Source organism: Helicobacter sp. MIT 11-5569, from assembly GCF_000765695.2.
Taxonomy (GTDB): Bacteria; Campylobacterota; Campylobacteria; order Campylobacterales; family Helicobacteraceae; genus Helicobacter_D.
Genome location: NZ_JRPB02000005.1, coordinates 57,136 through 75,591 on the forward strand (window position 1 = coordinate 57,136; position 18,456 = coordinate 75,591).

Sequence of the window (18,456 nt, forward strand, 5' to 3'; positions counted from 1 at the left end):
CTTTATATTTTTTTCTTTGTCGTTAATTTCATCATCCAATTATTGCACCAACCAAATAATACTAAAATATAAAATACTTTACGCACTTCAAAATACGATTCCCCATTAACAAATTTAAAATTTCCAAAAAGCATCACAAAACACACTACAAGCAGCAAAAATAGATTAAAATACTCATAAGAATCTATACTGCTATAACGCTTAAAACAATAATATCCCACAAAACAAAGCCCCAAAACAAATAGCACTAAATCTATATATCCATAAATGCCACCTTTAAAAAATGGCGTGATTGCAAAGCCAAAAAGTGTGCAAACAATTACATTAAAACCCGGCTGCGTAAGTTGCAAAATTTTTCCAATCGTGCTTTTATCAAAAGTAAAACTTAATAAATATACAGCGGAAGGCAATACTACAAAAAAACAATAAAAGAAATAATCTCCAACAATCTGATAGATATTTTTATGAAAAGCTTTTTCTTCATTAAGCGTTATGGAATCTTTAAAAGAAAAAAAATCAACAAAAACACGTTTTAATAAAAACATCTCACTATAAAGTAAAAATATAAATACACATAGAGCAATTCCAATAATAAGACTATACGCTTTTGGTAAATGACTAATATAAATACGCACAATATTAAAAATTGCCACGATAACGCCACATACTAATAAAACGATTCCAATATTAAAATAAACACCAAAAGGCTGGGTTGTCAGCCGAAACATTTGCCCAAACTCATCAAAATAGCTTGTTAAAACAAGCATTAATATCGTAAAAAGTGCTAAAACAAAATACAATGAAGCAAAAACTAAATAAGGGACAGTAATTTTACGCATACTCTTCTAACCTTTAAGGATTTTTTTGGAAATACCCATCTACGCCATCAGCGATTCCTAATGCGAGGGATTTTTGATAAGCATTTTGGTTAATAAACTTACCTTCTTTTGGGTGTGTAATATAACCAACTTCTAAAAGCACAGAAGGCATTAATGCACCCACAAGCACCCAAAATGGACCCTCTCTAACCCCACCATCTATGACTTTATATTTAGAACGCAAAGACTGCAGCATTCCATATTGAATATCAATAGCAAGCTTGTTAGAAGCTACGATTCTTTGTGTATTTAATGTATTTAAAAAGGATTGTTTAGAAAAATAATTCATTCCTTCTGTATCATCTTTGTTTTCTAAAGCAGCCACTTTTTTGGCACGCTCACTTCTTGCAGTAGAGAGAAAGTAACTCTCAACACCTTCAAATTTCGCTTTATTTTCAGCAATCGCATTTGCATGAATAGAAATAAATAAATCTGCATTTTTATTATTTGCAAAAGTTGTTCTTTGGCTTAATCTAATAAAAACATCTTTTTGTCGCGTCATATACACCTTATAGCCACGCTTTTTAAGCTCATCATTTAAATGTTTTGCAATATTCAACACAATCGTTTTTTCACACACTTTTTCAACTCCAATAGCACCACAATCTTTTCCTCCATGTCCTGGATCTACAACAATTATCTTTCCTTTTCCACTATTTTTGCTATCAGGTTTTATTGCGGCTTTATTTGTTGTAGCAACCTTGCTTGCTGTAGTTTTATTTACCGCATTTTTACTTGTTGTAGCTTTGCTTGTTTGCGATTCTTTTTTTGTCGGAGCTTTCTTATCAAATAATGCAGCAATAGAAATATTATCTGTTTGCATTTTTAAATTTGGGATTTTAAAATTCGCACGTTTTTTTTCAATCCCTAAATCAACCTTTGCACTTTTTGGCAGAGAAATTACAAGGCGCACCTTGTCTTTAGAATTTTGTGCGACTTTAATGCTTACATTATCTTGAAAATCAAAAACCTTTGCAGAACCTACTAATTCAGCGTTAATATCATACACATAGCGCACTGCATTCTTATCTTCTAAGACAAAATGTTTAAAGGCATTCCTTTTAACATTTGTATTAAAATCTAAAGCAATTCCACTTTGAAGTTGTCTAACAGCAGTAATTTTCAAATCTGCTAACAAAGTCGTAAAACACAAACAAAATGCGATTAAAAGACGTATCATTGACTTAATTCATTAATAATTTCTTGAACGCTTTGGATTTTTTCAATCCTATACCCATTTGCTCCTGTAAAATACAAACCATTTTCTGAATCTCCTAAGTAGCCATCGCCTAAACCATCGGCAATACAATAACCTACTTTCTTAGCCTCCTCACCTCTATGGCAAGGTGCCACACAATTACTCACACAAGCAATCTTTGGCTCTCTTCCTTCTCTTAAGCCTTTAACCACACCTGTTATAATTGCGCGCGCAGGATAGCCAACAGGGGATTTGATAAGCTCAATATCTTCTTTTTTAATCTTTGGCATTAGCGTATTATAATAGCTCGCATCACATTCTTTTGCACCTAAGAATCGTGTCCCCATTTGCACTCCACTTGCTCCCAAATCTAACATCTTATCAATATCTTTTCTATCCCAAATTCCGCCTGCGGCAATCAATGGAATCTCCCCCCATTTCTTGCTTTCTTCTAAAACCTCTGGAACAATAGCTTCAAGCTGGTGTTCGGGCTTGAAACAATCCTCATAACTCACACCTTGATGCCCTCCGCTAAGTGGTCCTTCAACAATTACTGCGTCTGGGATTTTTTTGTATCTGCCCTCCCAACGCTTACACAGAATCTTTAATGCTTTTGCAGAAGAAACAATAGGGATTAAAGCAACATTTGGAAAATTATTTGTAAATTCTGGCATATTTGTAGGCAATCCCGCCCCTGTAATAATCATATTTGCTCCCGCTTCACAAGCGTCCCTTACCACGCGCCCATATTCATTAATTGCATAAAGAATATTTGCCCCGAGTGGATTTTCACCGCAAATTTTTCTTGCATTTTTAAAAATCTCAAATAAGGATTCTCTAGAATAAAAGTTTAAAGTATCAAAAGGGCGATTCTTAATTGCTTTTTGGATAAATGCACTTCTTTGATAATATCCTGTCCCCACGCAAGAGATGATTCCCATTGCTCCAGTTTTTGACACACTTCCAGCAAGTTTATCCCAGCTAATACCAACTCCCATTCCACCTTGAAAAATAGGAATCGGAATTGTGTATTTACCAATTTTTAGGGGTTTTAGTGTCGTATTTGGCATAAATTTCCTTTATTTTATAATCACTTTTGCAAACTTGCGTTTTCCAACCTGCAAGACATATTCACCCTCTTGCAAATTTAGCTTAGAATCCTCCACTTTTTGACCATTTAACTTTAAAGCACCTTGTTTAATAGCGCGCAATGCTTCAGAATTAGAATCGCACAACCCGCAATCTTGTGCTAATTGCGCAATCCAAATTCCTTTTTCTTTCGTAAATGTTGGTAAATCACTTGGTAATTCTTCTTTACTAAAAACTCTTGTAAATTCCTCTTTTGCAGCATTTGCAATATTGCTATCATAATAGCGTGTAATAATCTCTAAAGCCAAATCCTCTTTTACAGCTTTTGGGTGCAAGCTACCATTTTGCACGCCGTTCTTTAAAGATTCTATTTCTTGTATGCTCTTTGTGCTTAAAAGCTCATAATATCGCCACATTAGCTCATCTGAAATGCTTAAAAGTCGCCCAAACATTTCTTTTGGTTCTTGCGTGATTCCGACATAATTCCCCAAGCTCTTGCTCATTTTTTGCACGCCATCTAACCCTTCTAAAAGTGGCACCATTACAACAGATTGTTCTTTGTCTAATCCATAAGCGCGCTGCAAATGTCTCCCCATCAAAAGATTAAACTTTTGGTCTGTGCCTCCAAACTCAATATCACAATTTAACGCTACAGAATCATACCCTTGCAACAAAGGATAAAAAAACTCTACAATGCTAATAGGGCTTTGGCTTTTGAATCGCTTTTCAAAATCATCACGTTCTAACATTCTAGCTACTGAAAATTTCGCTGCTAGTTCAATCATTCCGCGCGTTCCTAAGGAATCTAACCATTTAGAATTAAAAGCAATCTCCATTTTAGAAGAATCTAGCACCTTATAAACTTGCTCTTCATAAGTTTTAGCATTTTTAAGCACCTGCTCTTTACTTAAAGGCTTGCGCGTTTCGCTTTTTCCTGATGGGTCGCCAATCATTCCTGTAAAATCACCGATGAGAAAAAACACTTTTGCGCCATATTTTTGAAAAGTGGCAAGTTTTTGTAAAAGCACTGTGTGCCCTAAGTGCAAATCTGGAGCTGTTGGGTCAAATCCTGCTTTAATAATATAAGTTTTGCCTTCTTTAAAATACTTTGTTACAAGCTCTTTAATATAATCAAAACCTATGATTTCTTGCGTTCCGCGTTGAATCTCAGCAAGAGCATTTTGAATTTGGGATTCCACACTCATTTTTTCTCCTTAACTTGCATATGCGTCTTTTACAGCATATACATCAATAATTTTATAATTATTGCCAAGCAAACTTCTAATAACTTTCAAATCAGAAATATGACTTTCAAAACGTAACTCACAATGTGTTGCATAAGTGCTTTTTTGTGAGCCTAATTCTACTGCTAACACATTAATATCGTGTTTTGCTAAAAAAGCTAAGAAGTTTGCTAAAACTCCTTTTTGATTTTCTAATGCCACAATTAATTTATAAGTTTGCAGTTTATCTTCTAGCCAATCCACATAGAGCATTTTAACACCCTTTTGAATTTCCAAATACGCGCGCTCACAAAGTTTATGATGCACAAAAGCTTTTGAGCCACTTTTAAACGCAATAATAGAATCGCCAAATTTTGGGTGGCAACAATAATCAAACACCGCTTGATTAATTGTATGGTTGGTTTCAATGATTAAATTATCAAAATGCAATTCTTTAAGCTTTAAGATTCTAATTTTAATTTGCTCTAAAAAGCTTGCATTTTGGCGATAATCATTTTTAATACGATTTTTAATATCTTTTAAGAATCCAATATCTGTGCTTGCATGATAAATCGTATCTTCTAAATCATTTTTTTCAATATAATTTTCAATTTCTTCTGCACTTTTTCCAAAAATTGTTGCGATAATATTAATCGCACTTTTGCGCTCAATCTCCTTAATTCTAGTTGCACAATTCATTTTTAATTGGCTTTTTGCGCGTGAAGTTTTCACCGCATCTATCCAAGAACAACGCAAAATTGTATCTTTTGCAGTAATAATTTTTACAATATCTCCACTTTTTAATATTGTTAAAAGTGAGCTTTTTTGGTTATTGACATAAGCTTCTTTTGCACGATTACCTACCTCTGTATGCACTGCATAAGCAAAGTCAAGAACCACAGCACCAATAGGCAAGGAATAATTATCACCATCAGGAGAAAACACGACAATATCTTCACGATATAAATCATTTTTGACAAGCTCATAAAATTCTTCAACAGAATTATTTTGAAATTGCAATTTGTTGAGCCAATCAAGGCTAGGACCGCTATTGCCACCTGTTTTATATTTCCAATGTGCAGCGATTCCATATTCTGCACTTTTGTGCATATCTTCTGTGCGGATTTGCACTTCAAAAATTGCAGAATCATCAAACAATGTGCTATGGATTGTTTGATAACCATTTTCTTTGGGCAATGCGATATAATCTTTAAAACGCGACATAATGGGCTTAAAACGCAAATGTAGAATCCCAAGCACTCTGTAACATTCTAATGGAGATTTTACAATCACGCGAATTGCTAACAAATCAAGAATCTCATCAATAGAGATTCCTTTGCGCTGCATTTTTAGATAAATAGAATAATGCCTTTTCACGCGGCTAGTGATTGTAAAATCTCCTTCTGGAACTCCGCCTTGAATCAAGCTTTTTTTTACTTTTTGAATAAAGGCATTAAGCTTTAGTTGAATTGTTTGCTTGTGGCTTTGAAAATATGTATCAATTTTACGATAATCTTGTGGAAAAATATAATAAAAACTTCTATCTTCTAACTCATTTTTAAGTGATGAGATTCCAAGCCTATGTGCAATAGGAGCATACACAACAAGCGTTTCTTCAGAGATTCTACGTTGTTTGTTTGGAGCAAGAGCAGAAAGTGTTAGCATATTATGCAGCCTATCACAAAGCTTAACAACAAGCACACGCACATCTTTAACAGAAGTGATTAACATTTTTCTAAAACTTAAAGCAGCAACAACTAACTTTTCATTGGAATGTGATGATGGCAACTCTTCTGCACGAATTGCTACGATTTTGGTTAATCCATCTACTAAAGACGCTACATCTTCGCCATAATCACGCCTCACATCTTCAAATGTATAATCTGTATCTTCTACAACATCATGCAACAAAGCAGTGCAAACCATTACTTCATCACCACCAAAATATGAAACAATACACGCAACAAGCAAAGGATGCACAATATAAGGCTCTCCACTTTTACGCTTTTGTGTTTTGTGTGCTTCTGTCGCAAAGGTAATCGCATTTTGAATACTTGGTGTTATCTCCACCATAGAATACAACAACTCTAATGCCACTTTTGGGCTAGAAATCTCCGCAACTTGTTTTAAAAATTTCAAACTTTACCTTAACAATTTTGCCTAGTTTTGCGCCTCTTCAATTTTATCTAAACCGATTTTCCCTTCTGCGACTTCAAGCAATGCAATATCAGAAAGCTTATGCACTTTTATATCTTTATTAACAAGTGGTTTTGCACCACGACTTAACTCATCAATTCTCGCAAATAAAATATTAGAAAGCAAATATCTATCTCCATTCACTTTATCCAATGCTTCTGAAGCAATTTTTTCAATTCTCATTTCTTTCCTTTATGATTAATTAAATACTTTTGAACAAACAGCGTTAGAATCACCCTGTATAACCTTGAGCAAATTCCCATCACGCAACATATTACAAACAACAATCGGTAAGTTATTATCTTTTGCTAAAGCAATAGAAGTATCGTCCATTACCTTAATATTATCTTGCAAAGCTTGTTCATAGCTGATTTTTTCTAACATTACTGCATCACTAAATTTCGCTGGGTCTTTGTCATAGACACCATCAACTTTTGTCGCTTTAATAATCATCTCCGCATCAATCTCAATAGCGCGCAAAGTCGCTGCTGTATCTGTCGTAAAAAAAGGATTCCCGGTGCCTGCGACAAAAATCACAACACGTCCTTTTTCTAAATGCCGAATCGCACGGCGATTAATGTAGCTTTCACACACTTCTTTAATCTCTAAAGCACTTTGTAAGCGCACATCAATACCATAATACTCTAATGCTTCTTGCATTGCTACACCATTGATTATCGTAGCTAACATTCCCATATGATCACCACTTGTACGACGAATCAATCCATCTTTTGACGCACTCACACCACGCACAAAGTTCCCACCACCAATTACGATTCCAACTTCAATTTTATTTTCTGTAAGTGTTTTTATCTCGCTTGCTAAATAATCCAAAACTTTACTTTCGATTCCAAAGCCACTCTCACCAGCCAACGCCTCCCCTGAATACTTAACCAAAACGCGCTTTGCCATTTGCTTTGCCTTTATTTATAATAACTTAAAATGCAGAATTCTAATCAAAACTTACTTAATAATCGCGTAAATTTCTTAATCACTTGCCAATTTCATCATTTTTTTGACGCAATTTTTCGATTCTTTCTTGTTGAAAATCGTATGCTTTTTGTATTTTTTGGTTCAAACTTTTATCTGAATTGTTATTTTTGGGAATATCTTTTCTCCCATATAAGCTTTCAAAATGCTCCACATGCTTCTGTAATCCGGTATTTTGCTCTAAGTGTAAATCATTTAAATTTTTGTCTTGCAATTCTTTGCTTAAAGTATTTAAATGGCTTTTAAGATTCTTTTTTAGCTCCTTTTGTAAAGGCGTTTCTAATGCTTCTAAAGCCTCTTTTGATTCTGAAGTTTTGTTTGATTTCATTTGCGATTCTTTATTAAGCTCTTGCGTTTCTTTTTTATCTTCTCCCAAGCACCCATAAAAAACCAAAATACAGCACAAAACTAAGAATCGCAACCCAAAAACCTTAAGCTAAATTAAAAATAAAATTCTCTCTTTTCTCTCCTTTAAACTTTCTTAGCTTATTGCTTATTTCAAGCTTTTTAGGTTATATTTATAAATCATAAAATAAAGAGTGCAAATGTATCCCCAAAATATTCCTGAAGAAGAACTAAAAGCAAAAGTTGCGAGTGATTTTTTTAGCCCAAATCCACAAAATAGCACAATCAAGCTTGACAAAGATTCCAAAGCCCTTTTAAGCACACTTGATTCTACGCAAATTCTAGGGCGCATTGATTTTTGTATCTCTTTTAGCGCAAAAAACCTTTTTCAAAACATCAATTTCCTTTGGGCAGAAGCAAAAAGTGGAAACAAAAACGATATTTACGAATCCTTTGTGCAGCTAATTCTCACAATCGGCAAAGAACGCACCTTTGAAGCCGAACTCCCTCCGCTTTTCTTAGGTGCATTTGATTGTGAAAAAATTGCCTTTATCCCTTATCATAATATTATGGATATTTTTAGCCAAAATGATTTTAATTGGAATGTCCCACCTAGCAATCATCAAAGCAAAGAATTTAAACAACTCTACACCACAAGCAAAGAACTTTTGGAATCCCAAAAGCTTCAATTTCATTTCAAACGCGATTGCAAAGCGTTACAAGCTTTCATTAAAAGCAATTTTAGCTTAGACAATGAGCAGATTCATAAAATCCAAATCACTAAAAATAACTTCACAATCATTTATCAAAAATGGCTTTTAAGCGTTAAGGATTCGATTAGTATTGATTGGAATCTTGCTAAAAATGCAGGGATTTTAGATGCGGATTTTTATTTGGCAGATTTGTTAAGCAGTGAGAATCAAAGCCTTATTGATAAGCTTTTTGTCGTGCTTAAAAATACACATTATGAGTTTAACAAAACAACCACACTTATTGGCACAGAGCAAAAAGACACTGCAACTTTCAAAGATAATCAAAAAGCGCACATTGCCTTTTGGAATCTCTATGAGCGCCCACCCAAACAAGAGTATTGGGATTATATTATAGATAGACGCGATTTGCTTGTCCCTAGTGATATTAGAGAGCGCAAAGGGGCGTTTTTTACCCCGCAAATTTGGGTGCAAAAGGCACATAATTATCTTACTAAAGCTTTGGGCGAAGATTGGCAAAATGATTATGTCGTATGGGATTGTGCAGCAGGCACAGGAAATCTCTTTGTAAATCTCGCAGAATCGCGCAATTTCTATGCAAGCACACTTGATATTGCTGATATTAAGATTATGCAAGAACTCTCTAGCAATTCTCATTTACCACTTTTGCAAAACCATATTTTCCAATTTGATTTTTTAAATGATAACTTTTTTGATGAACCTTGTGCTAAACATAGAAACAAACTAGATTCCACTTGCAAAGACTGCAAAGAATCCAAACTCCCCAAAACCTTGCAAGAAATTCTAAATGATGCAAAAAAACGTGAGAAACTCATTATTTTTATCAATCCTCACTTATGCAGAAGCGGGAAATATCAAGCAAACTGCAGGCACAGGTGCGAATAAAAGCGGTGTGAGCTTAGGCAATGCGACTTATGAAAAATACAAAGATTCTATGGGAAAAGCAAGTAATGAAATCTTTGCACAATTTTTTATCAGAATCTACAAAGAGATTCCACATTGCAAACTAGCAAGTTTTAGCAAATTAAAATATATTAATTCTAGCAATTTCGTGAGATTTCGTGAGATTTTTCAAGCGAAGTTTTTAGGTGGCTTTATGTGTCCAGCAGATACCTTTGATAATGTCAAAGGACAATTTCCCATTGGCTTTTTAGTGTGGGATTTGAAACATTAGGCTATAATACTTTAAAAAGGAGAGAATATGACAATCACACTAAAAAATGCAGATTCTAAAATTTTAGGTGTTTTGGAGAGTTTAAAAGCCTTTAATCCAAAGCTTGAGATTCAAGAAGAATGTCCTATTTGCGCAGCAGCGGATTATACTTTGAATCCTAAGGCAGAAAAAAGGCTCAAAAAGGCGATTAAAGAGATAGAAAAAGGTGATGTTATTAGCTATAAAGATTTTGAAAGTTTCAAAGCGGATTTAATGCAATGATATACGCCATAAAACGCGCTAAGGATTTCAAAAAATCTTTCAAAAAGCTTGATGCAAAATACCAAGAAATAGCAATGGAGTTTATCTATGCACTTGCACATGATGCAATAGATGATAAAACACTCATAAACCAATATCGCGACCATCAGCTAAAAGGCGATTATAAAGGTTACAGAGAATGCCATATTAAACCAGACTTACTTTTAATCTACAAAAAACAAAGGGGAGTCTTAATCCTCACTTGCGTGGATATTGGTAGCCATAGCGAGTTATTTTAAAGCTAAAGGAGTAGAAATGACATTAATTATAAAAGATGTTAAAGAAGAGTTTATAAAAGACTTTGAAGCCCTAGCCAAAAAGACAGAATCAAGCTTAAGCATAGAGCGACCAAAAAACGATGATTTTGAGCAACTGCGCAAAACTATGTTACAAGATTTAAAAAAGCCAGAAAATAGAGCAGTGTTTGAAAGATTAAAGAATAAATGAGATATTTAAGCCTACAAGAAGTGCAAATTATGCACGATGATATTATCAATGAAATAGGCGGACTAAAAGGAGCAAATCCTAAACAAATAGGGCTTTTAGATTCGGCTTTAATGCAAATCCAAAATGATGATTATTATCCAAACTTTATAGATAAACTTGCGCATTTAATGTTTGCTTGTGTGAAATTCCACCCCTTTGCAGATGGCAATAAACGCACTGCAATTTATATAGCAAAAGCTTTTATAAAAGCAAACAAACCAGAGATTCTCCCGACTAACTTTTATCAAGAATTAGAATATATTATCGTGTGTGTAGCAGATGATAGTGTGAGCAAAGATGAGCTAAAAGGGATTCTAAAACATTTATTAGGACTTGTATGCAAACAATAGAACTTGATATTTTTGGGAGAAATGGGGAATTTTTGGGCAAAAAGCGATTCTATCGCCAAACATCAAGCAAAGCAAACAAGACAATCAACGATTGGCTAAGGGAATATAAAAGTGCGGGAGAGACTTTAGGAATCTTAATGGCAGACGCTCCAGACTTTCAGCATAATAAACAAATAGCCATTTTAAATAATTTCCCCTGCAATAATCAAATGACAAAAGCTATCGCAAAGCAAAATTTTATTTTCATTGCAGTTTATTTCGCTGTGCGCCATTGTATTGCACACACTTGGATAAATGACCGCGACCAGTTTTTGTATCCTAACCATTTATGGGAAAAAGATTCTAGTTTTCAAAATGATTGTTTAGCTTTTATGCTTTTTTATGGACAGAATCGTATCACAAGCAAAGAAGGCGTAAATCATTTTATCCCTTTTAGCGAATCGCAAGTGGGTGCTAAAGAAGCTTTTGAATCTAACTTTATGCACCGCTTTATCAATGGGAAAATCAAAGATTCCAAGCCCTTAGATTCTACATTTAAAACTTCGGAGGCAAAAAAAGGCAACCTAGATTTGACCAGCAAATCTTTCCTTATTGCCTCTTCAGTTTCAAATGCAGAATCTCTAACACAAAAGAAATCCCAACAAAATTTGTTTTCTAATGATGATTTAGGGATTCTATCATTTATCCCCACAAAGCCTTTAGAGTTTGGCGAGGAAGCAAAGGAAGTTTTCAAAGCAGGTTTAGAGCTTTGGAAATATTATCACGCACAAGAATTTAAGGATTCTAAGAATCCTTATAATGCTAATGCTTCTCTTTTAGATATTAAAGCGCATTTTCAAGGCTTTAATGACAAAGGCAAGATGAATCCACCCCAAAAGGCGCAAGATTCTTACTATAAAGATTTAATTGGGAATCTAAACTTTGCACTAAATAATCTTGCCCAAAAAATTGAACCTAAAATCTATGAATATGGGTTTTTGTTAGAATAAAGGACATTTAATGAAAAATCTCTTTTTAGATACAGGCATATTAGATAAACGCGCAAATACAGAGTTTAAACTCTCAAGTGAAATCCTAATGGAAAATGCCGCAAGAGGCATGTTAGAGTTTTTGCTCCCTAGAGTTAATCCAAATTCCAAAATCCTGCTTGTTTGCGGAAGTGGAGATAACGGAGCGGATTGCTTAGCGCTTGCTAGAATGCTGTATAAAATCACTAACATTAGCATTTATCTACCCTTTGGCACAAAAAGCGCACTTAGCAAACTCCAGCTTGAACGCTTAAATGCAGTGGGTGAAAATCTATGCTTTTTACAACAATTAGAAGGGGAATTTGATATTATCATTGATGGCTTATTTGGCTCTGGGCTTAAAGGTGCGCTAAATGCGGAATCTCTAAATCTTCTTAAGCAATTAAACCAAAAAAAAGGGATAAAAATCGCTTGTGATATTCCAAGCGGAATCTTAAAAGATGGCAAGATTCCAAATATTGCATTTCAAGCCGACTTCACACTTACAATGGGTGCATTAAAAAGTGCTTTGTATCTTGATAGCACAAAAGACTTTGTCGGGGAAGTGCATTTGCTCTCTTTAGGGGTAGCAGAAAGTGTTTTTGCCCCAGAATCTCCTATAAAACTTTTAGAATGCAGTGATTTTAAGCCCCCTTTTAGAGAAAAACAAAATACAAACAAAGGCAATTTTGGGCATTTATGCGTGTGTGCAGGAGAGAAACAAGGAGCTGGAATCCTATGCGCTCTAAGTGGGCTTAGAAGTGGTTGTGGGCTTGTTAGCGTGCTAAATGCAAATCATCTACCTTTTAGCCTAATGCAAGCAACAGAGATTCCAAAAAACACAACTGCCATCGCTCTTGGAATGGGGCTTGGAGCAACAAAAATTCCACTATTAAAGGATTATGATATTCCTTTACTTTTAGATGCGGATATTTTTTACCATAAAGAATTTTTAGAGCTTCTTACGCAGCACAATACGATTCTAACTCCGCACCCAAAGGAATTTACACAAATTTTAAAAACACTCAATCTCGCAGAAATCTCCACACAAGATTTACAACTTGATAGAATCGCTTATGCACTACAATTTAGCACGCATTATCCAAAAAGTGTTTTGGTGCTAAAGGGCGCAAATACGATTATTGCATATCAAGAAAATGTCTATATTAACCCTTTTGGTAACAATGTTTTAGCAAAAGGTGGAAGCGGAGATGTGTTAGCAGGAATGATTAGCGGGCTTTTAGCGCAAGGCTTAGGCTTGTTAGATTCTGCTTTACAAGGGGTTTTGCTCCATAGTTTTTGTGCGGAATCCTATCTGAAAACTTCTAATAATTTCTCGCTCTCCCCCCTTGATTTAATTGAGCAAATCCGCTACATTAAGCAATTTTAATTACTAAAGGATTTTTATGCAAACTCTTGATAACCCCCTAAAAATTGGTGATAAAACATTTAAAAATCGCTTGATTGTAGGTAGTGGAAAATACAAAGATTTTCAAACCACCTTTGAAGCAACAATCGCTTCAGAAGCAGAAATGATAACTGTTGCTGTGCGCCGCGTGAATATCACAAATCCAAATGAAGAAAATTTGCTTGATTATTTCAAAAATAGCAATGTGGAATTTCTCCCAAATTCTGCTGGCTGCACAAAAGCAGAAGAAGCAATCACTTTGTTTCGTCTAACTAGAGAAGCAACAGGGATAAATTTTATCAAACTAGAAATTATTGGCGATACGCAAAAAACACTTTATCCCGATGTTCTTGAAACACTTAAAGCGTGCGAAGTGCTAGCAAAAGATGGATTTTGTGTGCTAGCATATAGCAATGATGACCCAATTATCGCAAGAAGACTTGAAGATGCGGGAGCTAGTGCGGTTATGCCCCTTGCTGCGCCTATTGGTAGCGGACTTGGAATCCAAAATCGCTATAATATCGCTTTTATCAAAGAAGCCATAAAAGTGCCTGTAATTGTAGATGCGGGCGTGGGTTGCGCATCAGATGCTGCGATTGCTATGGAGCTTGGCGCAGATGCGGTGCTAACAAACACTGCGATTGCACAAGCCAAAAATCCTATTTTAATGGCACAAGCAATGCGCGATGCAGTGCGTGCTGGAAGAGCAAGTTACCTTGCAGGCAGAATCCCTAAAAAACCTTATGCTACTGCAAGCTCACCTACGATTGGAATGGTGGAGTTTTAAAATCTTAAAAGATTTGATTTGCAAGGCTATATTTTAAGCACAACACGTGTGCGCGATGAAGATTTGATTGTTAAGATTCTTACAGAACAACGCATTTATACGCTTTATCGCTTCTATGGTGCTAGGCATAGCGTGGTGCATTTAGGACATAAAATTGATTTTTCTATTGATTATGATTTAAGAGAAATTGGAAAGCTAAGAGAGCCTTTGCATTTAGCATTTATATGGGAAAAAGAAGCACAAATCCGCTATTTTTGGCAACAATATTTATATCTCTTAAATACGCATTTAAGAGATATTAACACTTTGGATTCTTTTTATTTTCAGCACCTAGAAGAAGGGGCAAAACGTCTTGAAAAAGAAAATCCCAAACGTTGTATGCTAAATCTTTATGCAAAACTTCTAAACTTTGAAGGACGCAAAAATACCATGCAAACTTGTTTAGTCTGTGAAAATCCTTTAGGAGAAGAAATTGTATTAGGACGTGGATTAGTATGCGCTCATAAGGGCTGTATGGAAGGAGTGATTTTTAAAAGAAAGCAAATTTTACAATGGCTAGATAATCAAGGAGAATTTTTGGATTCTAACAGCATAGATTTTTTATGGAATCTCCTAATGCAAGGGCTTTAAGATTCTATAAAACCCTTAATTTTCTTGTGGTTCAAAATCATTTTTACCCCTAGCAATAAAAATCACACGCGTTCCTCTAAAATCAAATTTATCTCTTAAAAAATTTACCAAATACCTTTTATAACTAAAATGCAAAGAATTAGGACGATTCATAATTAAAGCAATTTGTGGTGGCTTACTCTCAAATTGTGTCGCATAATAAATCTTTACAATTTTCCCATGGTCGCTTGGCAAAGGGTGTCGCATTATGGCTTCTTGTATCACAGCATTAAGTTTTGCAGTTGGAATCCTAAAGCTAAAGTTTGCATACACTTTTAAAATCTCTTCTTCAAGTTTTTGGATATGGCGTCCATTTTTTGCTGAAATTGTCAAAATAGGTGCGTATTCCAAAAATTTAAAGCGCAACTTAAAATCCTCCACAATCCCCTTAAAATCCTTATGTGCAATATCCCATTTGTTTAATACAACAATCACACCTAGCTTAAACTCATCAATCAACCCAGCAATCTTTTCATCAAGCTCCACAAAAGGCACAGAAGCATCAAGAACCAAAAGCGCAATATCTGTGCGCTCTAAAATCGTGCGTGTGCGGTTTAGTGCGTATTTTTCTAATCCCTCTATTTTGCCACGCCTGCGGATTCCAGCAGTATCGACAAAATTTACCCTTTGTCCATTAATCTCCCCGATTTCATCAACAGGGTCTATCGTAGTCCCTGCGACATTTGAAACCACAGAGCGTTCCTCTTTTAGAAGTGCGTTTAAAAGGGAGCTTTTTCCTACATTTACGCGCCCTATGATTCCAATATTTATCACTTCTTCTGCAATATCTTGCGCATTTTCTTCATTTTCTAAAAAATCCTCCAAAGATTCTTCACTAAGTGGCGTATCTATTAAACTTTGCACCGCATCATTTTTCAAAGCCTTAATAATCGCACGCTCTAATTCTAAGATTCCGCGATTATGAGCCACAGAAATATAAAACACATTTTTCGCACCAAATTCCATAAACTCCCATGCATTTTGCTTCTCTTTATCATTGTCAATTTTATTAATCACTAAAAAAATATTGGGATTCTTTTTTTCTAAGGAATAAAAAATCTCTTTATCTTCAGCAGCTGGGGGAGTTTTGCCATCAACAAGATACAAAATCAAATCCGCGCTTTCCCCTGCTTTTTGAGAATGTTTTGAGACACTTTGAAATAACGCATCTTTATCATCTAAACCGCCAGTATCTAAAAGCAAAAAGGGAGAATCTTGCAAAAGGATTCTTGCTTTTTTCACATCACGTGTTGTGCCAGCAATCTCTGAAGTAATTGCAATGCGTTGTTTGCAAAATCGGTTAAACAACGAGCTTTTTCCAGCATTTGGACGCCCAACAATTGCAATACTTCCATACACTTTATCCATTTTAGCCCTTTAATTGAATATCAAATTTTACTGCATTATTTGTCAATTCTCGATAAAATTAATCCAAGTTTAAACATAAGATTCTAAGATTCCAAAAACTTTTTAAAGGCGCAATATGGAATCTAACAAGCAAGCAATCATTGCGATTCTTTTTGCAGCAGTTCTATTTACTGCAATGGGTATGTTTGTAAAGATTCTAACACCAAATTTGCCTGTTATGGAAGTTGTGTTTGCTAGAAATTTTTTTGGAGTTGTATGGATTTTAGTCGCTCTACTCTTGCACCCGCCTAAACAAATAGGAGGAAAACCTTTTGTTTTAGCCTTGCGCGGATTTGCAGGGGGTAGCGCAATGCTTGCATATTTTTATAATATGTCTGTTATGTCTCTTGGAACTGCGTATGCTTTCTCATACACTTCGCCAATTTTCTTAGCACTTTTTAGCGCGCTTTTTATTCACGATAAAGTCGCATTAAAAACTTGGATTGCAATTGCGCTTGGTTTTAGCGGGATTTTACTCATCTCAAATCCTAAAGGAGCAGATTTCACTTTTTTAGGAATTTGCATTGGGCTTTATAGCGGCATTGGTGCAGCACTTGCTTATCTTTCTATTACCAAACTTGCAAAACTTTATGATACACGCGTTATTATTCTTTCTTTAATGCTTGTTGGGACAATCTTACCCCTTCTCACACAGCTTGTGCCTTATGCAAATTACCCTATTGTGCTTTTTAAACCCTTTGTTATGCCAAATCTTAAAGAATTTTTATTGTTTCTCGCATTAGGGCTTGTTTCTACCTATGCGCAAATCTATCTCACAAAAGCTTATAGTCTAGGAAATCCCCCTATTATTGGCGCAATTTCTTATAGCACGATTCTTTTAGCAACGCTTGCTGGAATCGCATTAGGAGATAAAACTCCAAATACGCTTGTCATTTTAGGAATGCTTTTAATCATCTGTGGAGGAATCCTAGCAGTGCTACACAAACACCAACAAAACTAATCGAATTCTAAAGCTTTAATATTAGAAATTGCATTGCCTGCGATTCCTTTTAGCGCACCATACATATTAATAGAATTCTCCAACACTTTTTGGATTTGCTTTTCTCGTTGCTTCCATAATTTTTGCATTGCGATTTTTTCTTTGTCCAAATCACTTTGCATTTGCGTAAATCCTTCAACAATTGCTTCAATTTGCATTTTAAATTCTGAACTTGTGAGATAGCTATAAAGCATTTGCATTTTATCATGCTTATTTTCTGTTGTTTTTTTCGCCAAAAAAACTTTAATCACATTTTCACGCAAAATCAATGCTAAAGCTTTAAATTCCTCAAAACGACAAACCCAGATTCCATCTAAAAGCCCCATGCGCTCTAGCTCTTTTGGCAGAGCTTCTGTAACAAGCACACCAATATCTGCCCCTTTTTGGCGCATATCGTTTTTTAGTTTTTCAATCCACTCTCTTTGAAAATGCTTTGTGCGCTTGCTTTCATAATAAATCATTCCACAATTTTGTATTTCTCTTGTATGCACAATTTGCACGCAATCCCCGCCGCTTTGCCCCTTTTTAACCTCTGTAATGCTATCAAAGGGGAATTGTGTTTGCAAATATTCCTCAATAGCTAGCTCTTGCACTTCACCTTGAAGTTGTTGGGAACTTAAAGTTGCTTTGCGCTGTGCATCTTGTAGTTGTCTTGTCAAATCCTCTAGCTGCTTATCCTTTTCTTTAAGTTTTAAGAGATGTTGGGATTCCATTTCTTGCTGCATTTTTTCTCTAAAAGCCTGCATTTGCAAAGTCAATTGTTCTTGAGTTTGTGCTTTTATTTTAGATTCAATTTCACTATTTTCGCGTTTTAAACGTTCAATCTCCATTTTACTAGCATTTAATTCTTTAACTTGATTGGATTTTTCTTGTAATTCTTTTTGTGCCGCATTTAATGCTTCTTGATATTCTGCTGTAATTTCTTGCTTTAGCGATTCTTGCATTTTGATACGTTCTTGCTGTAAAGCTTGTTTGATTCCATTATTAATATTCTCTTGCAGGGAATCTTCTTTATTTTTTAAATCACTAAAAGCTTTTTGATATTCCTCTCTTTTTTGTAAAACTTCTTTTTCAAATTCCTTTTGCTTTTCTTTAAATTGTAGTTGAAGTTGCTGATTGACTTGTTGATACACGAGAGATTGCACATTGATATTTTCCCCACATTTTGGACATTTGATTTGATTATCTTGCATAAAAACTCCTTTGAAAGCATTATAA

General features: G+C 35.0%; 19 protein-coding genes and 1 pseudogene. 10 read left to right on the forward strand and 10 right to left on the reverse strand.

The annotated features are described in order from the left end of the window. Positions 1 to 2 precede the first annotated feature (2 nt). From LS70_RS05610 to LS70_RS05645, 8 genes are all read right to left on the reverse strand, one after another. Entirely contained in the window at positions 3 to 839 is an 837-nt protein-coding gene (locus tag LS70_RS05610) for a hypothetical protein (RefSeq protein ID WP_034287687.1), read from the reverse strand. Positions 840 to 852: 13 nt separating this feature from the next. After that, positions 853 to 2,058: an N-acetylmuramoyl-L-alanine amidase family protein gene (locus tag LS70_RS05615; RefSeq protein WP_034287689.1), complete on the reverse strand. Its 1,206-nt coding sequence runs from the start codon at positions 2,056 to 2,058 to the stop codon at positions 853 to 855. After that, positions 2,055 to 3,146 (reverse strand): nitronate monooxygenase, encoded by a 1,092-nt coding sequence (locus LS70_RS05620; RefSeq protein WP_034287691.1) that lies wholly within the window; start codon positions 3,144 to 3,146, stop codon positions 2,055 to 2,057. Before LS70_RS05620 ends, LS70_RS05615 begins: the two co-directional genes overlap by 4 nt. A gap of 9 nt (positions 3,147 to 3,155) precedes the next feature. Then, positions 3,156 to 4,370 (reverse strand): tyrosine--tRNA ligase, encoded by a 1,215-nt coding sequence (gene tyrS, locus LS70_RS05625; protein WP_034287693.1) that lies wholly within the window; start codon positions 4,368 to 4,370, stop codon positions 3,156 to 3,158. A 9-nt stretch (positions 4,371 to 4,379) separates the two neighbouring features. Continuing rightward, positions 4,380 to 6,527 carry a RelA/SpoT family protein gene (locus LS70_RS05630; RefSeq protein ID WP_138109372.1) on the reverse strand — a complete coding sequence of 716 codons (2,148 nt, stop codon included), beginning with the start codon at positions 6,525 to 6,527 and terminating at the stop codon, positions 4,380 to 4,382. Between the two features lie 21 nt (positions 6,528 to 6,548). Beyond that, entirely contained in the window at positions 6,549 to 6,767 is a 219-nt protein-coding gene (locus LS70_RS05635) for a DNA-directed RNA polymerase subunit omega (RefSeq protein ID WP_034287696.1), read from the reverse strand. Between the two features lie 15 nt (positions 6,768 to 6,782). Further along, positions 6,783 to 7,496, reverse strand: a complete 714-nt coding sequence (pyrH, locus tag LS70_RS05640) for a UMP kinase (RefSeq protein ID WP_034287699.1) — start codon at positions 7,494 to 7,496, stop codon at positions 6,783 to 6,785. Positions 7,497 to 7,575: 79 nt separating this feature from the next. Next, complete coding sequence (locus LS70_RS05645; protein WP_138109373.1) at positions 7,576 to 7,995, reverse strand: hypothetical protein; 420 nt, start codon at positions 7,993 to 7,995, stop codon at positions 7,576 to 7,578. 124 nt (positions 7,996 to 8,119) lie between these two features. On the opposite strand from LS70_RS05645, the pseudogene LS70_RS05650 reads away from it, so the two are divergent. From LS70_RS05650 to recO, 9 genes and pseudogenes are all read left to right on the forward strand, one after another. Further along, positions 8,120 to 9,824 (forward strand): annotated as a pseudogene (locus LS70_RS05650) (hypothetical protein). A gap of 27 nt (positions 9,825 to 9,851) precedes the next feature. After that, positions 9,852 to 10,085: a hypothetical protein gene (locus tag LS70_RS05655; protein WP_034287705.1), complete on the forward strand. Its 234-nt coding sequence runs from the start codon at positions 9,852 to 9,854 to the stop codon at positions 10,083 to 10,085. Beyond that, positions 10,082 to 10,363, forward strand: a complete 282-nt coding sequence (locus LS70_RS05660) for a type II toxin-antitoxin system YafQ family toxin (protein WP_034287017.1) — start codon at positions 10,082 to 10,084, stop codon at positions 10,361 to 10,363. Before LS70_RS05655 ends, LS70_RS05660 begins: the two co-directional genes overlap by 4 nt. Positions 10,364 to 10,379: 16 nt before the next feature. Continuing rightward, the gene (locus LS70_RS05665) at positions 10,380 to 10,571 is read left to right on the forward strand and encodes a hypothetical protein (RefSeq protein WP_034287013.1); all 192 of its coding nucleotides are present in this window, start codon (positions 10,380 to 10,382) and stop codon (positions 10,569 to 10,571) included. After that, on the forward strand, positions 10,568 to 10,960 hold the full coding sequence (locus LS70_RS05670; RefSeq protein WP_034287010.1) for a type II toxin-antitoxin system death-on-curing family toxin: 393 nt from the start codon (positions 10,568 to 10,570) through the stop codon (positions 10,958 to 10,960). The genes LS70_RS05665 and LS70_RS05670 overlap by 4 nt, the downstream gene beginning before the upstream one ends. Continuing rightward, a complete protein-coding gene (locus LS70_RS05675; protein ID WP_034287008.1) occupies positions 10,948 to 11,949 on the forward strand; it encodes a hypothetical protein in 1,002 nt (333 codons plus the stop codon). The genes LS70_RS05670 and LS70_RS05675 overlap by 13 nt, the downstream gene beginning before the upstream one ends. Positions 11,950 to 11,959: 10 nt before the next feature. After that, a complete protein-coding gene (locus tag LS70_RS05680; RefSeq protein ID WP_034287006.1) occupies positions 11,960 to 13,357 on the forward strand; it encodes a bifunctional ADP-dependent NAD(P)H-hydrate dehydratase/NAD(P)H-hydrate epimerase in 1,398 nt (465 codons plus the stop codon). A gap of 16 nt (positions 13,358 to 13,373) precedes the next feature. Continuing rightward, complete coding sequence (locus LS70_RS05685) at positions 13,374 to 14,162, forward strand: thiazole synthase (RefSeq protein ID WP_034287005.1); 789 nt, start codon at positions 13,374 to 13,376, stop codon at positions 14,160 to 14,162. 18 nt (positions 14,163 to 14,180) lie between these two features. Next, on the forward strand, positions 14,181 to 14,792 hold the full coding sequence (gene recO / locus LS70_RS05690; RefSeq protein WP_034287004.1) for a recombination protein RecO: 612 nt from the start codon (positions 14,181 to 14,183) through the stop codon (positions 14,790 to 14,792). A 15-nt stretch (positions 14,793 to 14,807) separates the two neighbouring features. On the opposite strand, the gene der is transcribed toward recO, so the two are convergent. Further along, positions 14,808 to 16,199, reverse strand: a complete 1,392-nt coding sequence (der, locus tag LS70_RS05695) for a ribosome biogenesis GTPase Der (protein WP_034287002.1) — start codon at positions 16,197 to 16,199, stop codon at positions 14,808 to 14,810. A gap of 115 nt (positions 16,200 to 16,314) precedes the next feature. Between der and LS70_RS05700 the strand changes: the two genes are divergently transcribed. Then, positions 16,315 to 17,199 carry a DMT family transporter gene (locus LS70_RS05700; protein WP_034287001.1) on the forward strand — a complete coding sequence of 295 codons (885 nt, stop codon included), beginning with the start codon at positions 16,315 to 16,317 and terminating at the stop codon, positions 17,197 to 17,199. Here the strand turns inward: LS70_RS05700 and LS70_RS05705 are convergent. Beyond that, complete coding sequence (locus LS70_RS05705; RefSeq protein WP_034287000.1) at positions 17,196 to 18,431, reverse strand: DUF2130 domain-containing protein; 1,236 nt, start codon at positions 18,429 to 18,431, stop codon at positions 17,196 to 17,198. The genes LS70_RS05700 and LS70_RS05705 overlap by 4 nt on opposite strands. Positions 18,432 to 18,456: the final 25 nt, after the last annotated feature.